15 protein-coding genes are annotated in these 19,403 nt (G+C 70.7%); 7 read left to right on the top strand and 8 right to left on the bottom strand.

The window, feature by feature from the left end; genetic code table 11:
• Positions 1-14: 14 nt before the first annotated feature.
• Genes BN971_RS23080 through BN971_RS23070 form a run of 3 tightly spaced genes read right to left on the bottom strand, consistent with a single transcriptional unit; the run spans position 15 to position 6,294 of the window.
• On the bottom strand, positions 15-1,040 hold the full coding sequence (locus BN971_RS23080; protein ID WP_085180921.1) for a dihydroorotate dehydrogenase-like protein: 1,026 nt from the start codon (positions 1,038-1,040) through the stop codon (positions 15-17).
• Positions 1,040-4,612, bottom strand: a complete 3,573-nt coding sequence (nifJ, locus tag BN971_RS23075; protein WP_085180922.1) for a pyruvate:ferredoxin (flavodoxin) oxidoreductase — start codon at positions 4,610-4,612, stop codon at positions 1,040-1,042. Before nifJ ends, BN971_RS23080 begins: the two co-directional genes overlap by 1 nt.
• On the bottom strand, positions 4,609-6,294 hold the full coding sequence (locus BN971_RS23070; RefSeq protein ID WP_085180923.1) for an NAD(P)-binding protein: 1,686 nt from the start codon (positions 6,292-6,294) through the stop codon (positions 4,609-4,611). The genes nifJ and BN971_RS23070 overlap by 4 nt, the downstream gene beginning before the upstream one ends.
• Before the next feature lie 108 nt (positions 6,295-6,402).
• Between BN971_RS23070 and BN971_RS23065 the strand changes: the two genes are divergently transcribed.
• Positions 6,403-7,800, top strand: coding sequence for a WS/DGAT/MGAT family O-acyltransferase (locus BN971_RS23065; protein ID WP_085180924.1), 1,398 nt, complete (start codon positions 6,403-6,405; stop codon positions 7,798-7,800).
• On the opposite strand, the gene BN971_RS23060 is transcribed toward BN971_RS23065, so the two are convergent.
• Complete coding sequence (locus tag BN971_RS23060; protein WP_085180925.1) at positions 7,797-8,516, bottom strand: PAS and ANTAR domain-containing protein; 720 nt, start codon at positions 8,514-8,516, stop codon at positions 7,797-7,799. The genes BN971_RS23065 and BN971_RS23060 overlap by 4 nt on opposite strands.
• Before the next feature lie 69 nt (positions 8,517-8,585).
• Positions 8,586-9,035, bottom strand: coding sequence for an Hsp20/alpha crystallin family protein (locus BN971_RS23055; protein ID WP_085180926.1), 450 nt, complete (start codon positions 9,033-9,035; stop codon positions 8,586-8,588).
• 139 nt (positions 9,036-9,174) lie between these two features.
• Here BN971_RS23055 and BN971_RS23050 point away from each other — a divergent pair, with 139 nt between their 5' ends.
• The 6 genes from BN971_RS23050 (at position 9,175) to BN971_RS23025 (ending at position 16,466) form a co-directional block, all read left to right on the top strand.
• Positions 9,175-9,552 (top strand): MerR family transcriptional regulator, encoded by a 378-nt coding sequence (locus BN971_RS23050; protein WP_090350608.1) that lies wholly within the window; start codon positions 9,175-9,177, stop codon positions 9,550-9,552.
• 88 nt (positions 9,553-9,640) lie between these two features.
• A complete protein-coding gene (locus BN971_RS23045; protein WP_085180928.1) occupies positions 9,641-10,177 on the top strand; it encodes a DUF1360 domain-containing protein in 537 nt (178 codons plus the stop codon).
• A gap of 49 nt (positions 10,178-10,226) precedes the next feature.
• Positions 10,227-11,408 carry a zinc-dependent alcohol dehydrogenase gene (locus tag BN971_RS23040; protein ID WP_085180929.1) on the top strand — a complete coding sequence of 394 codons (1,182 nt, stop codon included), beginning with the start codon at positions 10,227-10,229 and terminating at the stop codon, positions 11,406-11,408.
• A 141-nt stretch (positions 11,409-11,549) separates the two neighbouring features.
• Positions 11,550-13,709: a glycogen debranching protein GlgX gene (glgX, locus tag BN971_RS23035; protein ID WP_085180930.1), complete on the top strand. Its 2,160-nt coding sequence runs from the start codon at positions 11,550-11,552 to the stop codon at positions 13,707-13,709.
• Positions 13,710-13,852: 143 nt separating this feature from the next.
• A complete protein-coding gene (locus tag BN971_RS23030) occupies positions 13,853-15,607 on the top strand; it encodes a diguanylate cyclase domain-containing protein (protein ID WP_090350606.1) in 1,755 nt (584 codons plus the stop codon).
• A 91-nt stretch (positions 15,608-15,698) separates the two neighbouring features.
• Positions 15,699-16,466: an SDR family oxidoreductase gene (locus BN971_RS23025; protein ID WP_085180932.1), complete on the top strand. Its 768-nt coding sequence runs from the start codon at positions 15,699-15,701 to the stop codon at positions 16,464-16,466.
• Here BN971_RS23025 and BN971_RS23020 read toward each other — a convergent pair.
• From BN971_RS23020 to BN971_RS23010, 3 genes are all read right to left on the bottom strand, one after another.
• On the bottom strand, positions 16,463-17,431 hold the full coding sequence (locus BN971_RS23020; protein ID WP_085180933.1) for an aldo/keto reductase: 969 nt from the start codon (positions 17,429-17,431) through the stop codon (positions 16,463-16,465). The genes BN971_RS23025 and BN971_RS23020 overlap by 4 nt on opposite strands.
• 39 nt (positions 17,432-17,470) lie before the next feature.
• Complete coding sequence (locus BN971_RS23015; RefSeq protein WP_090350604.1) at positions 17,471-18,139, bottom strand: sensor domain-containing protein; 669 nt, start codon at positions 18,137-18,139, stop codon at positions 17,471-17,473.
• 179 nt (positions 18,140-18,318) lie between these two features.
• Positions 18,319-19,386 (bottom strand): hypothetical protein, encoded by a 1,068-nt coding sequence (locus BN971_RS23010; RefSeq protein WP_085181978.1) that lies wholly within the window; start codon positions 19,384-19,386, stop codon positions 18,319-18,321.
• Positions 19,387-19,403 lie beyond the last annotated feature (17 nt).

Here is a 19,403-nt window from a genome sequence, read left to right as displayed (position 1 = left end):
TTTGGTGGGTTGCATCAATACGCCTCGTAGATACCGCTGTTCGCTTTGCGCATGGTCCAGACGTAGTCCGCGCGTTCCCGGGCGGCCAAGGACCCGGGCTCCTCGCCGCCCGGCGCCGCCAGCAGCCCCCGCACCTCGTCGAGGCGCTGAAAACCCTTGCGGTCCATCCAGTCGGCCAGGCCTGCCAGCAGCACGGCGGCGTACTCGGGACCGTGGCGCAGCAGCGCCGACGCGGACTGGACGACGTCGGCCCCCGCGAGCAGGTACTTGGCCACGTCCCCGGCGGTCTCGACTCCGGTGCTGGCGGCCAGGAAGGCCTGTATTCTCCGGTGCAGCAGGGTGATCCACGTCAGCGGCAGGCGGGTGTCCGCCGGGGTGGACAGCGCGACGGCGCGCACGGTGCCGAGCGTCTCGGGGTCGATGTCGGGCTGCAGGAACCGGTTGAACAGGACCAGGCCGTCCGCGCCCGCGGCGTCGAGCCGGTGCGCCATGTCCGCGGTCGCGCTGAAATAGGGGCTGAGCTTGACGGCGACCGGGATGCCGGCCGCGCTCTTGACCTCGGCGAGCACGTCGAGGTGGCGCTGCTCGACCGCGCGGCCGTCCACGCCGGCGTCGCCGGGCAGGTAGTAGATGTTCAGCTCGATCGCCGCCGCGCCCGCGTCCTGCATGCGGCGGGCGTAGTGCGCCCAGTCGCCGGGCGTGGACGCGTTGAGGCTGCCGATCACCGGGACGTCGACCGCGGCGACCGCGCGCTCGAGCAGGCGCAGGTAGCGCCGCGCGCCGCCGTTACCCGACGGTTCGACGGTGGCGGGGAAGTAGCTGAGCGACTCGGCGTAGCTTTCGCTGCCCTGCAACGCCATTGCCTCGTTGTGCACCGCCTCGCGGCGCAGTTGCTCCTCGAACAGCGAGTACAGCACCACCGCGCCGACGCCCGCGTCGGCGAGCCGGCGCACGCCGTCGACCGTGCTGCTCAGCGGCGATGCCGACGCCAGCAGCGGGTTGCGCAGCCTCAGCCCCAGGTAGTCGGTGGTCAGGTCCATCAGCCCTCCCCCCGTGGGTCGGACGGGAAGTGGTGCGGGGCGCGGGAGGCCATGTCCTCGTAGACGTTCCAGCGCTGCTCGATCGACTCCTGTGCCAGCGCGGCGAGGCGTTCGGCCTCGTCCGGGTCGGTGTTGATCAGGCTGCGGTAGCGCAGCTCGCGGTTGCGGTAGTCGGCCAGCGGAAGGCGGGGCCGGTGCGAGTCCAGCAGGAACGGTGGGTTTCCGGTGGCGCGCAGCACCGGGTCGTAGCGGATCAGCGGCCAGTGCCCGCTGGCGACGGCGCGGTGCTGCTGGTCCAGGCCGTTGCGCATCTCGAAGCCGTGCGCGATGCAGTGGCTGTAGGCGATGATCAGGGACGGCCCGTCGTAGGCCTCCGCCTCGCGGAAGGCCAGCAACGTCTGTTGCGGGTCGGCGCCGAAGGCGACCCGCGCGACGTAGACGTTACCGTAGGAGATCGCCTGCAGGGCAAGGTCTTTGCGCGGCACCGTCTTGCCGCCGGCGGCGAACTTGGCCACCGCGCCCAGCGGGGTGCTCTTGGACATCTGCCCGCCGGTGTTGGAGTACACCTCGGTGTCGAGCACCAGCACGTTGACGTTGTGCCCGCTGGCCAGCACGTGGTCCAGGCCGCCGGCGCCGATGTCGTACGCCCAGCCGTCCCCGCCGACGATCCACACGCTGCGGCGCACCAGATGCTCGATGACGCTGCGCATTTCGTCGGCGACCGCCAGGTCCAGCCGGTCGAGCCGGCCGCTCAGCTCGGCGGTCCGCCGACGCTGCTCGTGCAGCTCGGATTCGCGGCGCTGCGGGGCGCCCAGGACGGCGTCGACGAGGTCGGGGCCCAGCGCGTCGCGCAGTTCGGTCAGCCGCCGGCGGGCCTGCCGGAGATGGGTGTCGGCGGCCAACCGCAGCCCGAGCCCGAATTCGGCGTTGTCTTCGAACAACGAGTTCGACCAGGCGGGCCCGCGCCCCTCGGCGTTGGCCGTCCACGGCGTGGTCGGCAGGTTGCCGCCGTAGATCGACGAGCAGCCGGTCGCGTTGGCGATCACCAACCGGTCGCCGAAGAGCTGCGAGAGCAGTTTGAGGTAGGGCGTTTCGCCGCAACCGGCGCACGCGCCGGGGAATTCGAACAGCGGCTGCAGGAACTGGGTGCCGCGGACGGTGCCGAAATCGACCCTCGAGCGGTCGGCCACCGGCAGCGTCTCGAAGAACGCGATGTTCTCGCGTTCGGTGGCGACCAGCGGTTCGCGCGGCGCCAGGTTGATCGCCTTGGTCACCGGTGTGCCGGGAATCACGGCCGGGCAGGCCTGGACGCACAGGTCGCATCCGGTGCAGTCCTCGACGTAGACCTGCAGGGTGTAGCGGGTGCCGGGCAGGCCGACCGCGTCCAGCGGTGCCGAGGGGAACGCGGCGGGGGCGTCGTCGAGGTGTTGCTGGTCGTAGAACTTGGTGCGAATCACGCTGTGCGGGCAGACGAACGAGCAGTTGCCGCACTGGATGCAGGTGTCGGGGTCCCAGACGGCGACGAGCTCGGAGATGTTGCGCTTCTCGTAGGCGGCGGTGCCGCTGGGGTAGGTGCCGTCGATCGGCAGCGCGCTGACGGGCAGCGCGTCGCCGCGGCCGGCGATCATCTCGCCGGTCACCGAGCGCACGAATTCGGGGGCGTCGGCTCCGACCGGCGGTTCGAGCGCGACGTCCGACGTCGCGGTGTCCGGGATGTCGACCCGGTGCAGCCGTTGCAGGGCCCGGTCGACGGCCTCGGCCTCGCGGGCCACCACGTCGGCGCCCTGCCCGGCGTAGGTCTTGGCCGCGCTGTCCTTGATCCGGGCGAGCGCCTGTTCGAGGGGCAGCACACCGGAGATGGCGAAGAAGCAGGTTTGCAGCACGATGTTGATCCGCCCGGCGAGCCCCACCTCGCGGGCGATCCCGCCGGCGTCGACGACGTAGAGCCCGATGCGCTTGTCGAGGATCTGGCGCTGCACGCTGCCCGGCAGGGTGTCCCACACCTTCTCGGGCGGGCGCCTGGTGTTGAGCAACAGCGCGGCGTCCTCGGCGGCGCGGCCCAGCACGTCGAGCTTGTGCAGGAACCCCTCGTGGTGGCAGCCGACGAACGAGGCCCGCTGCACCAGGTAGGGCGCGCGGATCGGCTCGGGCCCGAACCGCAGATGCGAAACGGTCTGCGAGCCGGACTTTTTCGAGTCATAGACGAAGTAGCCCTGGGCGTAGAGGTCCTCCTCGCCGCCGAGGATCTTGATCGTGTTCTTGTTGGCGCCGACGGTGCCGTCCGAGCCGATGCCGAAGAACACCGCCCGCACCGTGTCGGCCGGCTCGATGTCGAAGGCCGGGTCGTAGTCGATGCTCGTGCCGCTGACGTCGTCGTCGATGCCCACGGTGAAGCGGGCCCGGGGCCGGTCGCGGGCCAGTTCGGCGAACACGCCGGCGACCATGGCCGGGGTGAATTCCTTCGACGACAACCCGTAGCGCCCGCCGCACACCATCGGCAGCGCCGACCGCTCGCCGCTCGCGTACGCCTCGGCGAGGGCGGCGACGACGTCGAGGTACAGCGGCTCGCCGTGCGACCCGGGTTCCTTGGTGCGGTCGAGCACGCCGAGGGCGCGGACGGTCGGGGGCAGGGCGGCCAGCAGCGCCCGCGCCGGGAACGGCCGGTACAGCCGCAGCCGCAGCACCCCGACCCGCTCGCCGCGCGCGGCCAGCGCCGCCACCGTCGCGGCGGCGGTCTCGGCGCCCGATCCCATCAGCACGACCACCCGTTCGGCCTGCGGGTGACCGGTGTACTCGACGATGTGCATCGGCCGCCCGGTGCGGCGGCCCAGCTCGGCCATCAGGTCCTCCACCACCTCGGGCACCCGGGCGTAGAACGGGTTGACGGTCTCGCGGGCCTGGAAATAGGTGTCGGGATTCTGTGCGGTGCCGCGGACGAACGGCCGCTCCGGGGACAGGGCGCGCGCCCGGTGGGCCAGCACCAGCTCCTCGGGAACCAGGGCCCGCAGGTCGTCGTCGTCGAGCAGCTCGATGGTGTTCAGCTCGTGGGAGGTGCGGAAGCCGTCGAAGAAGTGCACGAACGGGATTCGCGTGCGCAGCGTGGCCGCCTGCGCGACCAGGGCCAGGTCGTGGGCCTCCTGCACCGAGGCCGACGACAGCAGCGCGAACCCGGTCTGGCGCACGGCCATCACGTCCTGGTGGTCACCGAAGATCGAAAGACCCTGCGCGGCAATCGACCTGGCCGCGACGTGGATCACCGCCGAGGTCAGCTCGCCGGCGATCTTGTACATGTTCGGGATCATCAGCAACAGGCCCTGCGACGAGGTGAACGTCGTGGCCAGCGCGCCGCCCTGCAGGGCGCCGTGCAGCGCCCCGGCGGCCCCGCCCTCGCTCTGCATCTCCACCACCGTGGGCACCGTGCCCCAGACGTTGGGCCGGTGCCGGCTCGACCAGTCGTCGGCCAGCTCCGCCATCGGCGAGGAGGGGGTGATCGGGTAGATGCAGCACACCTCGTTGAGGCGGTACGCCACCGACGCCGCCGCCTCGTTGCCGTCGATCGTCGCGCGCGTCATCGCGGCTCCGGGATCATCTCGGGGACCATTTCGATGGCGTGCACCGGGCACTGCTCGTAGCAGGTTGCGCAACCGGTGCAGCGGTCGTAGTCGAAGCGGTAGCGGTGACCCGGCCCCAGCTTGATCACCGCGTCCTCCGGGCAGGCGCCCAGGCAGCCATCGCACTCGAAGCAGTTGCCGCACGACAGGCACCGGCCGGCCTCAAACGTCGCGGCCGGCGCCGACAGGCCGCCGACCACCTCGTCGAACCCGCTGATGCGTTGCGCGGCAGGAAGTTCGGGCTCGGCCCGCCGCGAGGCGTCGCCGAAGTACCACAGGTTCAGCCGGTCGAACTCCGCGGTCGGATGCTTGGGCGCGCGCTCGCCGCCGGCGCCGCGCAGCCAGGCGTCGATGTTCTGCGCCGCCTTCTTGCCGTGCCCGACGGCTACCGTCACGGTGCGCTCGCAGGGCACCATGTCGCCGCCGGCGAACACCCCGGGGCAGCCGGTCATCAGCGACGACGACACCCGCACCGAACCGTCGTCGTCGAACTCCACGCCGGGCAGGCTGCGCATGAACGCCGACTCCGTTTCCTGCCCCAGGGCCATGATCACGGTGTCGGCGGCCAGCGTCTCGAATTGCCCGCTCGGCACCGGACGTCCGGATTCGTCGAGGTGCATGAGCTCCACCTGGAGCTCGGGTCCGTCGAAGGCGGTGATCGTGCGCAGCCAGTGGATCCGCACGCCCTCGCGCTCGGCCTCCTGCACCTCGTGGGAGTGCGCGGGCATCTGGGCCGCCGTGCGGCGGTAGATGATGACGGCATCCTCGGCGCCCAGCCGGCGCGCGACGCGCGCGGCGTCCACCGCGGTGTCGCCGCCGCCGTAGACCGCGACGCGGCGGCCGAGTTCGGGTGCTTCGCCGGCGGCGACGGCGCGCAGGAACGAGACCGCGTCCAGCATCGAGCCGGCGTCGGCGGCCGGGATGTCCACGCGCTTGGCGAGGTGGGCCCCGACGGCGACGAACGCCGCGTCGAAGCCCCCGGCCTCGCGTTCGGCGGCCAGATCCTCCACCCGGTGCCCGCACGTGAACTCCACGCCGAGCGCGGCGATGCGGTCGATCTCGGCGTCCAGCACGTCGCGGGGCAGCCGGTATTTCGGGATGCCGTAGCGCATCATTCCGCCCGGCTCCGCGCCGGTGTCGCGGACCTCCACCCGGTGGCCGAGCCGCGTGAGGTGATAGGCCGCCGACAGGCCGCTGGGGCCGGCGCCGACCACCAGCACCCGCTTGCCCGTCGGCTGCGGGGGCGGGTCGAACAGCCATCCCTGCGCCCGCGCGGTGTCGCCGAGGAAGCGCTCCACCGCGTGGATCGACACCGGGGAGTCCAAATGCGCTCGGTTGCAGACGGATTCGCAGGGGTGGTAGCAGACGCGGCCGTGGATCGCGGCGAAGGGGTTGTCGGCGGTCAGCTGCCGCCACGCCGCTTCGACGCGCCCGGCCCGGGCGTGGGCGAGCCACGCCTGGATGTTCTCCCCGGCGGGGCATCCGGCGTTGCACGGCGGCAGCAGGTCGACGTAGATCGGCCGGCGTTCGCGGATGGGGCCCGTGCGCGGCCGCCCATGCAGGAGGTCGGGCAGTGCGGTCAGGTCGCCACGGGGTGCGGCGGCGAAAGCATCTGCCTCGCTGCTCAATTGCTCGCCCGTCACCCCGCTCACGATATGGCCGCCCGCGCGGCTCCACAGCCGCCGTTTGGCCTCAGTAGTTGAGGACTTACGGCCCTGCCCGCCAGGCGTGGCGGCGCGGACAGTAGCACCATGGAGCAGTTGACCGCGCTCGATGCCGGCTTCCTGGAGGTGGAGGACTCCGACCCGCACGTGAGCCTCGCGGTGGGCGGCGTGTCGATCCTCGAGGGGCCCGCGCCAAGCTTCGACGAGTTCACTGCCGCGTTCGCCGACCGGGTGACCTCAATTCCCCGCTGCCGGCAGGTCTTACGGACCTATCCGCTCGACCTCCGCCCGCCGGAATGGGTGGACGACGCCCACTTCGACCTGTCGCGCCACCTGCACCACGTCGCCGTGCCCCGCCCCGGCGGGGATGCCGAGCTGTTCGAGATGATCGCGACGCTGATGGAGCGCCGGCTCGATCGCGAGCGCCCGCTGTGGGATTGCTGGCTGATCGAGGGCCTTTCGGGCGACCGGTGGGCCGTGCTGACGAAGATCCACCACTGCATCGCCGACGGGATCGCGACGGCGCAGATGCTGGCGAAGTTCAGCGACAACGACGACAACGATTCCTTCGCCACGCAGATCCACGGCAGCCGGCGGCCGGCCCGCACCGGCATCGACGTGCCGAAGCCGGGGCGCAACCCGCTGGAGTGGTTCGGCGCCGTGGCGCGCGGCGCGCTGGGCGCGGCGAACGCCGCCGAACACGCCGCACTGGGCATGGCCGAGCTGACCGCCAACCTGCTGCACCCGGCGCCGTGGTCTTCGCTGAACGGACCGGTCACGTCGATGCGGCGCTACTGCGCGGCCCGCGTCCGGCTCGCCGACCTGAAAAAGGTCAGCCGTGCCTTCGGTGTGACCGTCAATGATGTTGCGCTGGCGGCGATTACCTCCGGCTACCGCCAGGTGTTGCTCGATCGGGGCGAGCAGCCCGGCCGCAATTCCCTGCGCACGCTGGTCCCGGTGTCGCTCCGCGCGTCCAACCGTCTCGACGTGACCGACAACGAGGTGTCGGCGATGCTCCCGCTCCTGCCGGTCGATGAGGGGGACCCGGTCGAGCAGTTGCACCTGGTGCACCAGCGGCTCACCCGGGCCAAGGACAGCGGTCAGAGCGAAGGCGGCAACACGGTGCTGTCCGCCGCCAAGCTGGCCCCATTCGCGTTGTCCGCGTGGGCGATTCGCCTGCTGTCCCGACTGCCGCAACGCGCGGTGGTGGCGCTGGCGACCAACGTTCCCGGGCCGCGGGACCACCAGACCCTGATGGGCCGCCGGGTGCTCGAGATGCTGCCGATACCGCCGATCGCGCTGCAGCTGCGCACCGGGATCGCCATGGTCAGCTACGCCGACACGTTCGCCTTCGGCATCATGGCCGACTTCGACACCGCGCCGGACATCGAGAAGCTGGCCGCGGGCATCGAGAAGGGCGTGGCCCAGCTGGTCCAGGCCAGCCGCGCCAGGCCCCGCGGGCGGGGGTCGGCCCACTCCCGCTAGGCGGGGCGCTCGACGCGCCGGTGCGCGGTCAGTAACAGGTGATCGAATTGCGCCCGTGACTCGGCAGGCAGCCCGGCGCCGCGGAAATCCTCGGCGATCTGCTCGGCCAGCCGCCGCAGCTTGATGTTGGCCTCCTGGGACAGCCAGGTGAGCAGGTCGAACGCCATGCTGTCGCTGATGCCGTATACCAGCATCAACATGCCCTTGGCCTGCTCGATGCCGGCCCGGCTCTCGCTGATCTTGGCCAGCTTCGCGGTGACGATGTCCTCCTGGTCCTCCTGGTCCTCCTGGTCCTCCTGTGCCTGCTGGGCCTGCTGGGCCTGCCCCGCTGGGGGAGTCACGTCGATGTAGAACCCGTGTGTCCCGATCACCTCGCCGTGCTCGCCGAGTAGCCGATCGCCGACGACGACCACGTGACGCACGTTGCCTTCGGTGTCGACGATCCGATGGCGGGTGCTGAACGGCTCGCGGGTGTCGACGATGTGTTCGATCGTGGCCGCGACCTGCCCGCGGTCGTCGGGATGTTTGTGCGAGAGCACCAGCTCGGTCGTCGGTGTGACGCCGCCGGGCGGATACCCGTGCATCCGCAGTACCTGGTCGGACCACTCCCATCGCTGGTCGGCGAAGTAGAACCGGAACCAGCCCGCCGGCTGCACGGAACCGCCGGCCAGCGCGCTTTCGACGTCGGCCATCGGGCCGTCGAGGTTTCGATACATGGCTCGGTCTTGGCTTTGGGGCGTGCCCGGTGCCGGGCCGCCGCTGCGGTCGCCGCCCGGGCCCGCCGATCAGGCGTTGATGACCTCGGGCTGCGGGGCGCCGTCCTTGATGGCCTCGCGCCCGTTGCCGCGGGCGACGGAGATCTTGCGCGGCTTCGCCCTCTCGGCCACCGGTATGTGCAACCGAAGGACGCCCTCGGCGTAGGAGGCCTCGATCTTTTCGGTGTCGAGGTTTTCCCCGAGGACGAGCTGCCGGCTGAACACCCCGCGCGGGCGCTCGGTGGCCAGCATCTCGCGGTTGGGGTCCAGGGGAGCCCGTTCGGCGCGGACCGTCACCACGTTGCGCTCGATGTCGATGTCCAGCGAGTCGGCGTTGATGCCCGGCAGGTCGAACTCGACGACGAAGTTCTCACCCTCGCGCCAGGCGTCCATCGGCATCACGGCCGGCCGGGCGGCCGTGCCGAGCACTTGGTTGGCGAAGCGGTCAAGGTCACGGAAGGGGTCGGAACGCATCAGCATGGCAGTCACCTCTCACTCCAATCGGTAGTGGTGCATCCGCTATTTCCTATGTCTACGGACATAGATTTTGTATAGCACTGTCGAAATATTGATGCAAGTGTGATAGACAGATTTTCTAGCGGAGCAAAGGGAGGGTGCCATGACCGACGAGCGGGGCGACCTGGGTGCCCCGGCGCGCGATCATGGCGTCTACGGCATCTCGGTGGCCGCCGAACTCTCCGGGATCGCGGTGCAGTCGCTGCGCCTCTACGAACGCCACGGCCTGGTCACCCCGGCCCGCAGCGAGGGCGGCCCCCGCCGCTACAGCGCCGACGACCTGGCCCGGCTCAAGCGGATCAGCGAGCTGGTCGAGGCGGGGATCAACCTGGCCGGGATCGCCCGCATCCTCGAGCTCGAGGACCACAACGCCTCGCTGGCCGCGGCGAACACCGACCTGCGCTCCACCAACCGCAGCCTTCGCGATGCGGTCAAGTCGGCCGGGACGCCCGACGGCTCATCGCCCGCCCCGGCCGGCTGACCGTTGCGGGATTGCGGACGCCGGCACCGGGTACCCACCCGAGCGACCATGCCCGAAAAGCGCCGAGGGCGCCGGTGGAGGAGTAGCGATGGGAAATGTGACGGAGGCCGGTGCCGGAGTGGTTGACCGCGCCCAGCGCGAGGCCGAGGCCTACGCCGGGGGAAATGCCCGGCCGCTGGGCGGCTACATTGCGGTGCTGCTGGTCTACGGCGCCGTGGTGGCCGTCGCCACCGTGGCCGCCTTGGTGACGGGCCGGACGCTGCCCACGCGGTGGCGGGTGCAGGACCTGATCACGGTGACCCTCGGGACCCACAAGCTGTCGCGGACGCTGACCAAGGACGCGGTGACCAGCCCGCTGCGCGCGCCGTTCACCCGCTACGCGGGCACGGCCGGGCCGGCGGAGCTGCACGAAGAGGTCCGCAACGACAGCCAGTGGCGGCACAGCCTTGGCGAGCTGCTGACCTGCCCCTTCTGCCTGGACATGTGGGTGGCGACCGGCTTTGCCATCGGCCTGGTCTTCGCCCCCCGGTTCACCCGGCTGATCGCCGGGGTCTTCACCGTGCTGGCCGGCGCGGACTTCCTGCAGCTCGCCTACGCGACGGCGCAGCAAGCCGCCCAGCGCTGAGCGGGGTGACCGTGTTTCCGAGGGCGCGAAACGGGTATCTGCGACGCACATGAAAGCGGTTACCTGGCATGGCAAAAGGGACGTGCGCGTGGAGTCGGTGCCCGACCCGAAGATCGAGCAGCCGACCGACGCCATCATCGAGGTCACGTCGACCAACATCTGCGGGTCCGACCTGCACCTGTACGAAATCCTCGGGGCCTTCATGAAACCCGGCGACATCCTCGGCCACGAGCCCATGGGTGTCGTGCGGGAGGTGGGGGGCGACACGGGCGACCTGCGCGTCGGCGACCGCGTCGTGATTCCGTTCCAGATCTCCTGCGGCAGTTGCTATATGTGCGACAAGCGGCTCTACACCCAGTGCGAGACCACCCAGGTGCGCGAGCAGGGGATGGGTGCCGCGCTGTTCGGCTATTCGGAACTCTACGGCGAGGTCCCCGGCGGCCAGGCCGAGCTGCTGCGGGTGCCGCAGGCGCAGTTCACCCACATCAAAGTCCCTGACGGGCCGCCGGATTCGCGGTTCGTCTACCTGTCGGACGTGCTGCCGACGGCCTGGCAGGCGGTGGCCTACGCCGACATCCCCGACGGCGGCACCGTCGCCGTCCTCGGCCTGGGCCCCATCGGGGACATGGCCGCCCGCATCGCCGACCACCTCGGCTACCGTGTGATCGCCGTCGACCTGGTGGCCGAACGGCTGGCCCGCGCCGCGCAGCGCGGCATCCACACCATCGACCTGGGACGGCTCGACTCGCCGCTCGGCGACGCGATCCGCGACCTCACCGACGGGCGGGGCGCCGACTCGGTGATCGACGCGGTCGGCATGGAGGCGCACGGTTCGCCGGCCGCGCAGCTGCTGCAGCAGGCGACCGGCCTGCTGCCCGACTTCGTCGGCAAGCGCCTGATGCAAACCGCCGGTGTGGACCGGCTGAGCGCGCTGCACGCCGCGATCGACATCGTGCGGCGCGGCGGGACCATCTCGCTGATCGGCGTCTACGGCGGCATGGCCGACCCGCTGCCCATGCTCACCCTCTTCGACAAGCAGGTGACGCTGCGGATGGGCCAGGCCAACGTCAAGCGCTGGGTCGACGACATCGTGCCCCTGCTGACCGACGACGACCCGCTGGGCGTGGACCACTTCGCGACGCACGTGTTGCCCCTGAAGGAGGCTCCGCACGCGTACGAGATCTTCCAGAAGAAGCAGGACGGGGCCGTGAAGGTCATACTCAAGCCGTGACCGGCCGCCGTTAGCTCCAGAAAGCCTGCAGCACAAGACAATTCAACAGCGACGAGATCGGTGCCCCGCTGCCAGCGCAGCGGGGCCGCCGGTGGTGGCCGGGCGGTTTGGGGGTATCCGCCGCCGGGTATCAGATGCGCCATGACCCTCGCACCCCCCGCAGCCAGCCAAGTCCCCACGCCCACCGGAGAAGTGTGGCCGGGCAGGGCGTATCCCCTCGGCTCCACCTACGACGGCGCCGGCACCAACTTCGCGGTGTTCAGCGAGGTCGCCGACAGCGTCGAACTGTGCCTGTTCGACGCCGACGGCAACGAGAGCCGCATCCCGCTGCCCGAGGTCGACGGCTTCATCTGGCACGCCTACATACCCAACATCGAACCCGGACAGCGGTACGGCTACCGCGTGCACGGCCCGTACGATCCGGAGAACGGCTTGCGGTGCAATCCCAACAAGCTGCTGGTGGACCCGTATTCGAAGGCCATCGACGGCACCTTCGAGTGGAACCAGTCGCTGTTCAGCTACAACTTCGGTGATCCCGACAGCCGCAACGACGACGACTCGGCGCCCAGCATGCCGAAGTCGGTGGTCATCAACCCCTACTTCGACTGGGGCAACGACCGCCCGCCGGACCACCAGTACGCCGACACGGTGATCTACGAGGCGCACGTCAAGGGTCTGACCCAGCGGCACCCCGACATTCCCGAACAGCTGCGCGGCACCTACGCCGCGGTGGCGCACCCGGTGATCATCGAACACCTCAAGGGCATCGGGGTCACCGCGATCGAACTGATGCCGGTCCATCACTTCGCCAACGACTCCACGCTGGTCGACAAGGGCCTGTCGAACTACTGGGGATACAACACGATCGGTTTCTTCGCGCCCGACTTCAAGTACTCCAGCGCGGCGTCGCCCGGCGGACAGGTGCAGGAATTCAAGGCGATGGTGCGCACCCTGCACGAGGCGGGCATCGAGGTCATCCTCGACGTGGTCTACAACCACACCGCCGAGGGCAACCACATGGGCCCGACGCTGTCGATGCGCGGCATCGACAACGCCGCGTACTACCGGCTGGTCGACGACGACAAGCGGTACTACATGGACTACACCGGGACCGGCAACAGCCTCAACGTCGGGCACCCGCACGCGCTGCAGATGATCATGGACTCGCTGCGCTACTGGGTCACCGAGATGCACGTCGACGGGTTCCGCTTCGACCTGGCCTCGACGCTGGCCCGCGAGTTCTACGACGTGGACCGGCTGGCCACCTTTTTCGAACTCGTGCAACAGGATCCGACGGTCAGCCAGGTCAAGCTCATCGCCGAACCGTGGGACGTGGGGCCGGGCGGTTACCAGGTCGGCAACTTCCCGCCGCAGTGGACCGAGTGGAACGGAAAGTACCGCGACACCGTCCGCGACTTCTGGCGCGGCGAGCCCGCCACGCTCGACGAGTTCGCCTACCGCCTCTCCGGCTCGGCGGACCTCTACGAACACACCGCGCGCCGGCCGGTCGCGTCGATCAACTTCGTCACCGCCCACGACGGGTTCACGCTGCGAGACCTGGTGTCCTACAACGAAAAGCACAACGAGGCCAACGGCGAGGACAACAACGACGGGGAGAGCCACAACCGGTCGTGGAATTGCGGCGTCGAGGGCCCGAGCGACGACGCGCAGGTCGCCGGGCTGCGGGCGCGCCAGCAACGCAACTTCCTGACCACGCTGCTGCTGTCGCAGGGCGTGCCGATGATCTGCCACGGCGACGAGCTCGGCCGCACCCAGGGGGGCAACAACAACGGTTATTGCCAGGACAACGAGATCACCTGGGTCGACTGGGAAGGCGCCGACGCCGGCCTGCTCGAGTTCACCCGGGTGGTATCGGCATTGCGGGCCGACCACCCGGTGTTCCGGCGGCGCCGGTTCTTCTCCGGCAAGCCGCTGGGTCGCCGCGGTCAGGACGGGCTGCCCGACATCGCCTGGTTCACCCCCGAGGGCACGGAGATGACCGAGGAGGACTGGGGGGCGGGGTTCGCGAAATCCGTCGCGGTGTTCCTCAACGGCCACGGCATCCCCGACCGCGATTCCCGCGGTCAGCGGGTGCTGGACGACTCGTTTGTGCTGTGCTTCAATGCCCACTACGAGCCAATCGAATTCACTCTTCCGCCAAAGGAATTCGGTGCCTCCTGGCAGCTGGTGGTCTACACCGGGCCCGAGGAGGAGACACCCGCCGAGGAGGTCCCCGGCGGCGGCACCCTCACCGTGGACGCGCACACCACCGTGGTGCTGCACGCACCGGACGGGGGCTGAGCCACCCGGACGAACCGACGGGTGAATTTCGGCCCGGTCGGTGACGTTTCGTCCCAAAATTGGTTACCTTATGCCCTTCGGCAGCGGTTGCCGGTGCGCGCACGATGTCGGTTGCGCCCGCGGGGGAAGGAAAGGGGCGGCCGATGGACGGGCCCGGGTCGGACGTGCGCGTGGAGGCGGCCGTGGCCTGGTGCCGACGGTCCGCGGTGGCAGCCGTGTTCGCCCTCGCCGCGCTGACGCTGTCGGGCTGGGCGACGGGTATCGACATGTTGACCCGCGTCTATCCGACCTGGCCGCAGATGATGCCCTGGACCGCGCTGTGGCTGGCCGCGCTCGGTGCGGCCATCCTGGCGCAGTCGGGGCACCCGTCGCGTCGGCGCGTCTGGATGGGGCGTGGCCTGGCCGCCGCGGTCGGTGCCCTCGCCGGCGTGACGCTCTGGGAGTACGCGACAGGCGCGTCGCATGGACTGGACGAACTATGGTTCGGCGACGCCGTGCGCCTGACGCAATGGACCTGGCCCGGGCGCCCGAGCCCGCAGACCGCGGTGTCGGCCCTGGTCTTGGCGGCCGCAATCGCGCTGATACGGGTGGACCGCGGCACCCGCGTCGTGTGGCCCGCCTGCATGGCGATCGCCGCGGCCATCCCGTTCGTCACGGTCGGTGCCTATCTGTTCAACGCACTGGCCCTCGTCGGCTACTCGCCGTCGACCGGCCAGGCGCTGATGACCGCCTTGGCCCTGCTGCTGCTGGTCATGGCGACGTCGCTGTCGCGCCCCGACCGTTCTCCCCTTGCCTGGGTGCTCGCACGGCCCGACCGGAAGTCGCTGCTTCGCCTGGCCGCCACCCTCGCCGGCTTTCCGGTCGTCGTCGCGCTCGCACGGCCGTTGGTCCTGCGGCTCGGCCTGGGTGAGCACGCGGAGTGGACCTTCTCGATCCTGCTGGGGACCGTCATCGTCGGGGCCATCACGTTCTTCTTCATCCAGCGCGAACAGAAACTGCTGATCGAGAAGGAACAGGTCAGTCAGGAACGCGCCGACGCCGAGATGCGCTACCGCATCCTCGCCGAGAACGCGGTGGACATCGTCCTGCACGTCCGCAACGGCGAGATCGCGTGGATCTCGCCGTCCGTGGAGGCCATGCTCGGCCGGCCACCGCAAAGCTGGGCGGGCTCGGATTTCGATGCCCACATTCATCCCGCGGACCGCGCCACGGTCATCGCTGCGCTGCGCCGGGTCGCCGCCGGCGAACCGGTCCTGCAACGGTTCCGCGTCCGGTCGGCCGACGGCGAATACCACTGGGTCGAGGGGCACGGAAAACCGTGCGTCGACGCCGAGGGCAACGCAGACGGTCTGATCGCCGCCGTCCGCGTCATAGACGCGCAGGTCGAGGCCGAACAGCGGCTGGAACGGATGGCCAGGTTCGACGCGCTGACGGGCCTGGCGAACCGCGCCGAGGCGTTCAAGTGCCTGGAGTCCGCCCTCGCTCAACCGCCGGCACCGGGAACGCGGCTCGGCGTCCTGTTCTGCGACATCGACCACTTCAAGGACATCAACGACACCTGGGGACACGGCATCGGCGACGTCGTGCTCGCCGTTGTCGCGGCCCGCATACGCACTTCGGTCCGGGTCAGTGACACGGTCGGCCGTACGGGGGGCGACGAAGTAGTTGTTCTGCTGAAGAACCTGCACAGCATCGCCGAGGCCGTTCGGATCGCCGAGAAGATCCGCCGCTGCGCCGCCGAACCGATCGACGTGGCGGGCGCGACGATCCACGCGACGCTGAGCGTCGGAGTCACCCTCGCCCGTCCCGGCGAGTCGGTCGCGTCCGTCACGGCCCGCGCCGACGCCGCGATGTACCAGGCCAAGCGGGGGGAGCGCAACACCGTCGTCCAGGTGTGAGCGGCCGCCGGTCGGTGACTTCCGGACTCGATCCGGTAGGTTCTTGCCCCAGAGCGCGGCGTTACAGGAGAGGGCGAATATGTCAAGGACAGTGGTGGTCGGCGCCTCGAGCGGACTGGGGCGCTGCATAGGCGTCGGTCTCGCCCAGCGCGGCGACCGGGTGGCGCTGCTGGCGCGGCGCCGCGAGCGCATCGAGGCCGCGGCGAAGGAGGCCGGCGCGAGCACGACCGCCATCGAATGCGACGTCACCGACGAGGCCTCGTGCCGATCGGCGATCGCCGCCGCCGCCGACGCGCTCGGGGGAATCGACAGCCTGGTCTACACGCCTGCCGTGGGTCCGCTCGTCCGGCTGGTCGACACCGACGCCGAAACCTGGCGGCGGATCTTCGACACCAACGTGATCGGAGCGTCGCTGGTGACGGCCGCCGCGGTGTCGCACCTGACGGCGTCCGCGGGCAAGGCCGTCTACCTCTCGTCGGACGCGGGCACCTTCGGGCCGCCCTGGCCGGGGCTGGGCGCCTACGGCGTCAGCAAGGCGGCCCTGGAGCGGCTGGTGGACGCGTGGCGGGCCGAGCACCCCGACGTCGGTTTCACCACCCTGATCGTCGGCGAGTGCGCGGGCGGGGAGGGCGACGCGCAGACGGGAATGAACGTCGGCTGGGACATGGACCTGGCCATGAAGGCGGTCCCGATGTGGGCCTCCCGCGGCTGCATGCCCGGCAAGTTGATGCCGGTCGAGGACCTGATCGCGGTGGTGCACACGATCCTGCGCACCGACGCGGCCACCTCGATGCCCGTCGTGGTGGCCCGGGGCGCGCCGGCCGGCACGGCGGCGTTCGCGGATTCCGCGCAGTCCTAGCGGCCGAGTTTCTCGCGGACCATGTCCGTGAGGAAGCGCGCGTTCGAGACCGGCCGGAACGCCCGCGCTGCCGCGGTCAGCGCGTCGCGCGCCTCCGGCGGCAGCTCGATGTCGGCCGCGGCCACGTTGAACTCGAGCTGCTCGACGCTGGACGCGCCGGGGATGGCCACCACGCCCGGCAGGCTGATCAGCCACGCCAGGGCGACCTGGGCCGGCCTCGCGCCGACCTGCGCCGCGACGTCGCGCAGGGTCTGCAGTAGCGGCTCGGCGCGGCGCAGGTTCTCGGTGCCGAACAGCGGGTTGACGGCGCGGATCCCGCCGGGCCGGTTGTCCAGGCCGTACTTGCCGCCCAGCAGCCCCTGTTCCAGCGGGCTCCACGCGATGATGATGCGGTTCTCCCGCTCGGCGAAGGGCACCAGGTCCTCGAGCGCGCGGGCGTGGGCGAGCGAGAAGTGCACCTGGTTGCTGATGACCGGCCGACCGAGCGCCGCGTCGGCCTTGCGCCAGCGGTCCAGCGAGTAGTTGGACACGCCGGCGGCGCCGATCTCCCCGCTCTCCAGCAGGTCGCGCATGCCGGGCATGATCACCGAATCGGGGACGACCGGGTTGGGCTGGTGAATCTGGTAGAGCGGGATGCGGCTCAGCCCGAGCCGTCGCGCGCTGGCGCGCTCGCGCTGCTTCACGACCGCGGGGAAGGGGGCCACGGGCATGATCTTGCTGGCGACCGCGACCTCGGCGCGCCGGTCGCCGAGCGCCTCGCCGAGGATCCGTTCGCTTTTCCCGAACCCGTAGACCTCGGCCGTGTCGAACAGCGTCACGCCAGAGTCGAGGGCGCGGCGAACGATGTCGCCCGCGGCGCCCGAGGCGTAGCCGTCGCCGTATCCCCATTCGCGGGAACCGAACTGCCACGTGCCCAGTCCGATCCGGCTGACCCGTCCCACGCCCTCAACGTCGAGATATTTCATAGCGCCCACCCTACTGACGCCCGCCGACAGCCCGCGCCGTCAGCCGGGGATCTTGCCGAGCACGTAGTTGGCGATGCCGATCGCGGACTGCCGCGCGCGCTCGGCGTCCGTCGTGCCGCCGTCGGTGACGCACACGTCGACGATGACGTTGGCCTTGGCGGCGATCGCGTGCACGGTGCGCAGCCGCGGGCCCTTGGGCGTCAGGTCCAGGGTGCTGATGCCGTTGCCGGCGTCGGCCGGGCCGCTCAGCGAGTACGGGACCGGTCCGACACCGGTGACCGTGAACCACACGGTCGACGCGCTGCACCGACTCCAGCCGGCGAGCAGCGTCGCCAGCTGTGATTGGGCCGCGGACGCATCACGAAAGGCCACGACCGCCTGGACGATCTCGAGCGACTTGAAGAGCGTGCGGGTGTCGGAGATCTTCGCGGCGTGATAACCGGCGATGGAGTCCGACGGGTAGGCCTCCGGGCTGCCGGGCGCGATGCTGCCCCAACACTCGGCGGGGCTGACGGAATCGTCGCCCTCCGGCCGGGGCGGACTGTCCCGCGTCGGGCCCGCCTCCAGGCTGGCGTCGCCGGTGATGCTCCTGAGCGCGTCCACGCCGGGCAGCAGCGCGGCCACGGCCGCGGGCTCGACCGTGGGGCCCGCGGGAGCCGTGCGCGAAGGCGGGCGGGCGGGGCAGCGGGGCGCGGCCCAGCGGGTCATAGCTGAACGGGTTGCTCGCGAAGGGATCTCCGGGGTCGGTCACGCCGGAACCTCCTTAGCCGGATCCTGCCCCGAATCTAGCCGACCGCAGCGCGTACCAGGGCCGTTCGCGCGGTGCCCGGGTGGCGCGGGGCCGCCCGGCGATTACCGGCGGCCGAATTGTCTTGTCAGAAGGGCGATCACACGCGCGGCTTGGCGACGCTGACGACGTAGGGCGCTTCCGCGAAGGTGAGGTAGACCCGGTGCGGCCCGACGGCCATCCCGGACAGCCGCGCCGCCTGGGCGTCCGGCGGCAGCCCCGCCCGGTAGTCGATGGTCCGGATCACCGGAATCTGACGTTGGGGAAATCCCGTGAAGCTGTCCGTCTCCAGGACGGCCACCTCGCGGTCGGTGGCCGCGTAGATGCGGAAGTCGTCGGTGGCCAGCTCCCGGATCGCCGATCCCAGCCGGGCGGTCGCGAGCACCTCCATGCCGTCCCCGCCGCGGCGCGAATCCGCCGCGTAAAGGACGTCGCTGTCGCGGCCGGCCACGTAGCTGCGGCTCACCGCCGTGCCGTCGCCCGCCGACACCGCGACGTCCAGGCCCAGGGAACCCCGCTCGCGCGGGGGCGACGTGCGGCCCTGGTAATGGCGGATGCCCGACGAGGCGTAGAGGTGGTAGTCGATCTCGCGGCCGCGGTTCGCGCCGTCGATGCTCGTGGCGGGAAGGCCGGTGATCGGGGCGGCCGGCAGCTCCCGGGAGCCGTACTCGTCCACCGGCGTCACCGACGTGCCGTCGGCGGACAGGGCGAGCAACACCCGCAGCCCCGCGTCCTGTGACAGGTAGGCCGGTGCCGGTCCGGCGTCGAATTCGCCCACCTGGCGCAGGGTTTGGAGTTCCACGACGGCGACCTTGTCGCGTTCGGGCTGTGGCACGTACACGTCCCGGTCGTCCTTCTGGCTGATCTGGACATTGCGTCCCACCGGCATCGGCGCCGAGAGCCGGGTGGCCGCCTCGCCGGGGCTCGCGGCGGCGACCTCGGCCAGGCGGTGATCGTCGGTCAGGGCCACCAGCGCGTGCGAGTGGTAGGACCACACCGGCTCGTGCAGCAGCGCGCCGACCCGCCACAGCTGGACCTCCGGCGAGCTTTCCAGGCCGTTGGACGGCGTCTCCGGGGCCGAACAGGCCGCCGCCGCGATCGCGCACGCGGCGACCACTCGCCGCACCCGTCGGGCGCCGCCGGCTGTTCCCGGGTCCTCGGGCACCATGCTCCCCCTGGAAGTCC

It is taken from the genome of Mycobacterium bohemicum DSM 44277 (assembly GCF_001053185.1).
GTDB classification, from domain to species: domain Bacteria; phylum Actinomycetota; class Actinomycetes; order Mycobacteriales; family Mycobacteriaceae; genus Mycobacterium; species Mycobacterium bohemicum.
This window is presented reverse-complemented; position numbering and strand designations above follow the sequence as displayed.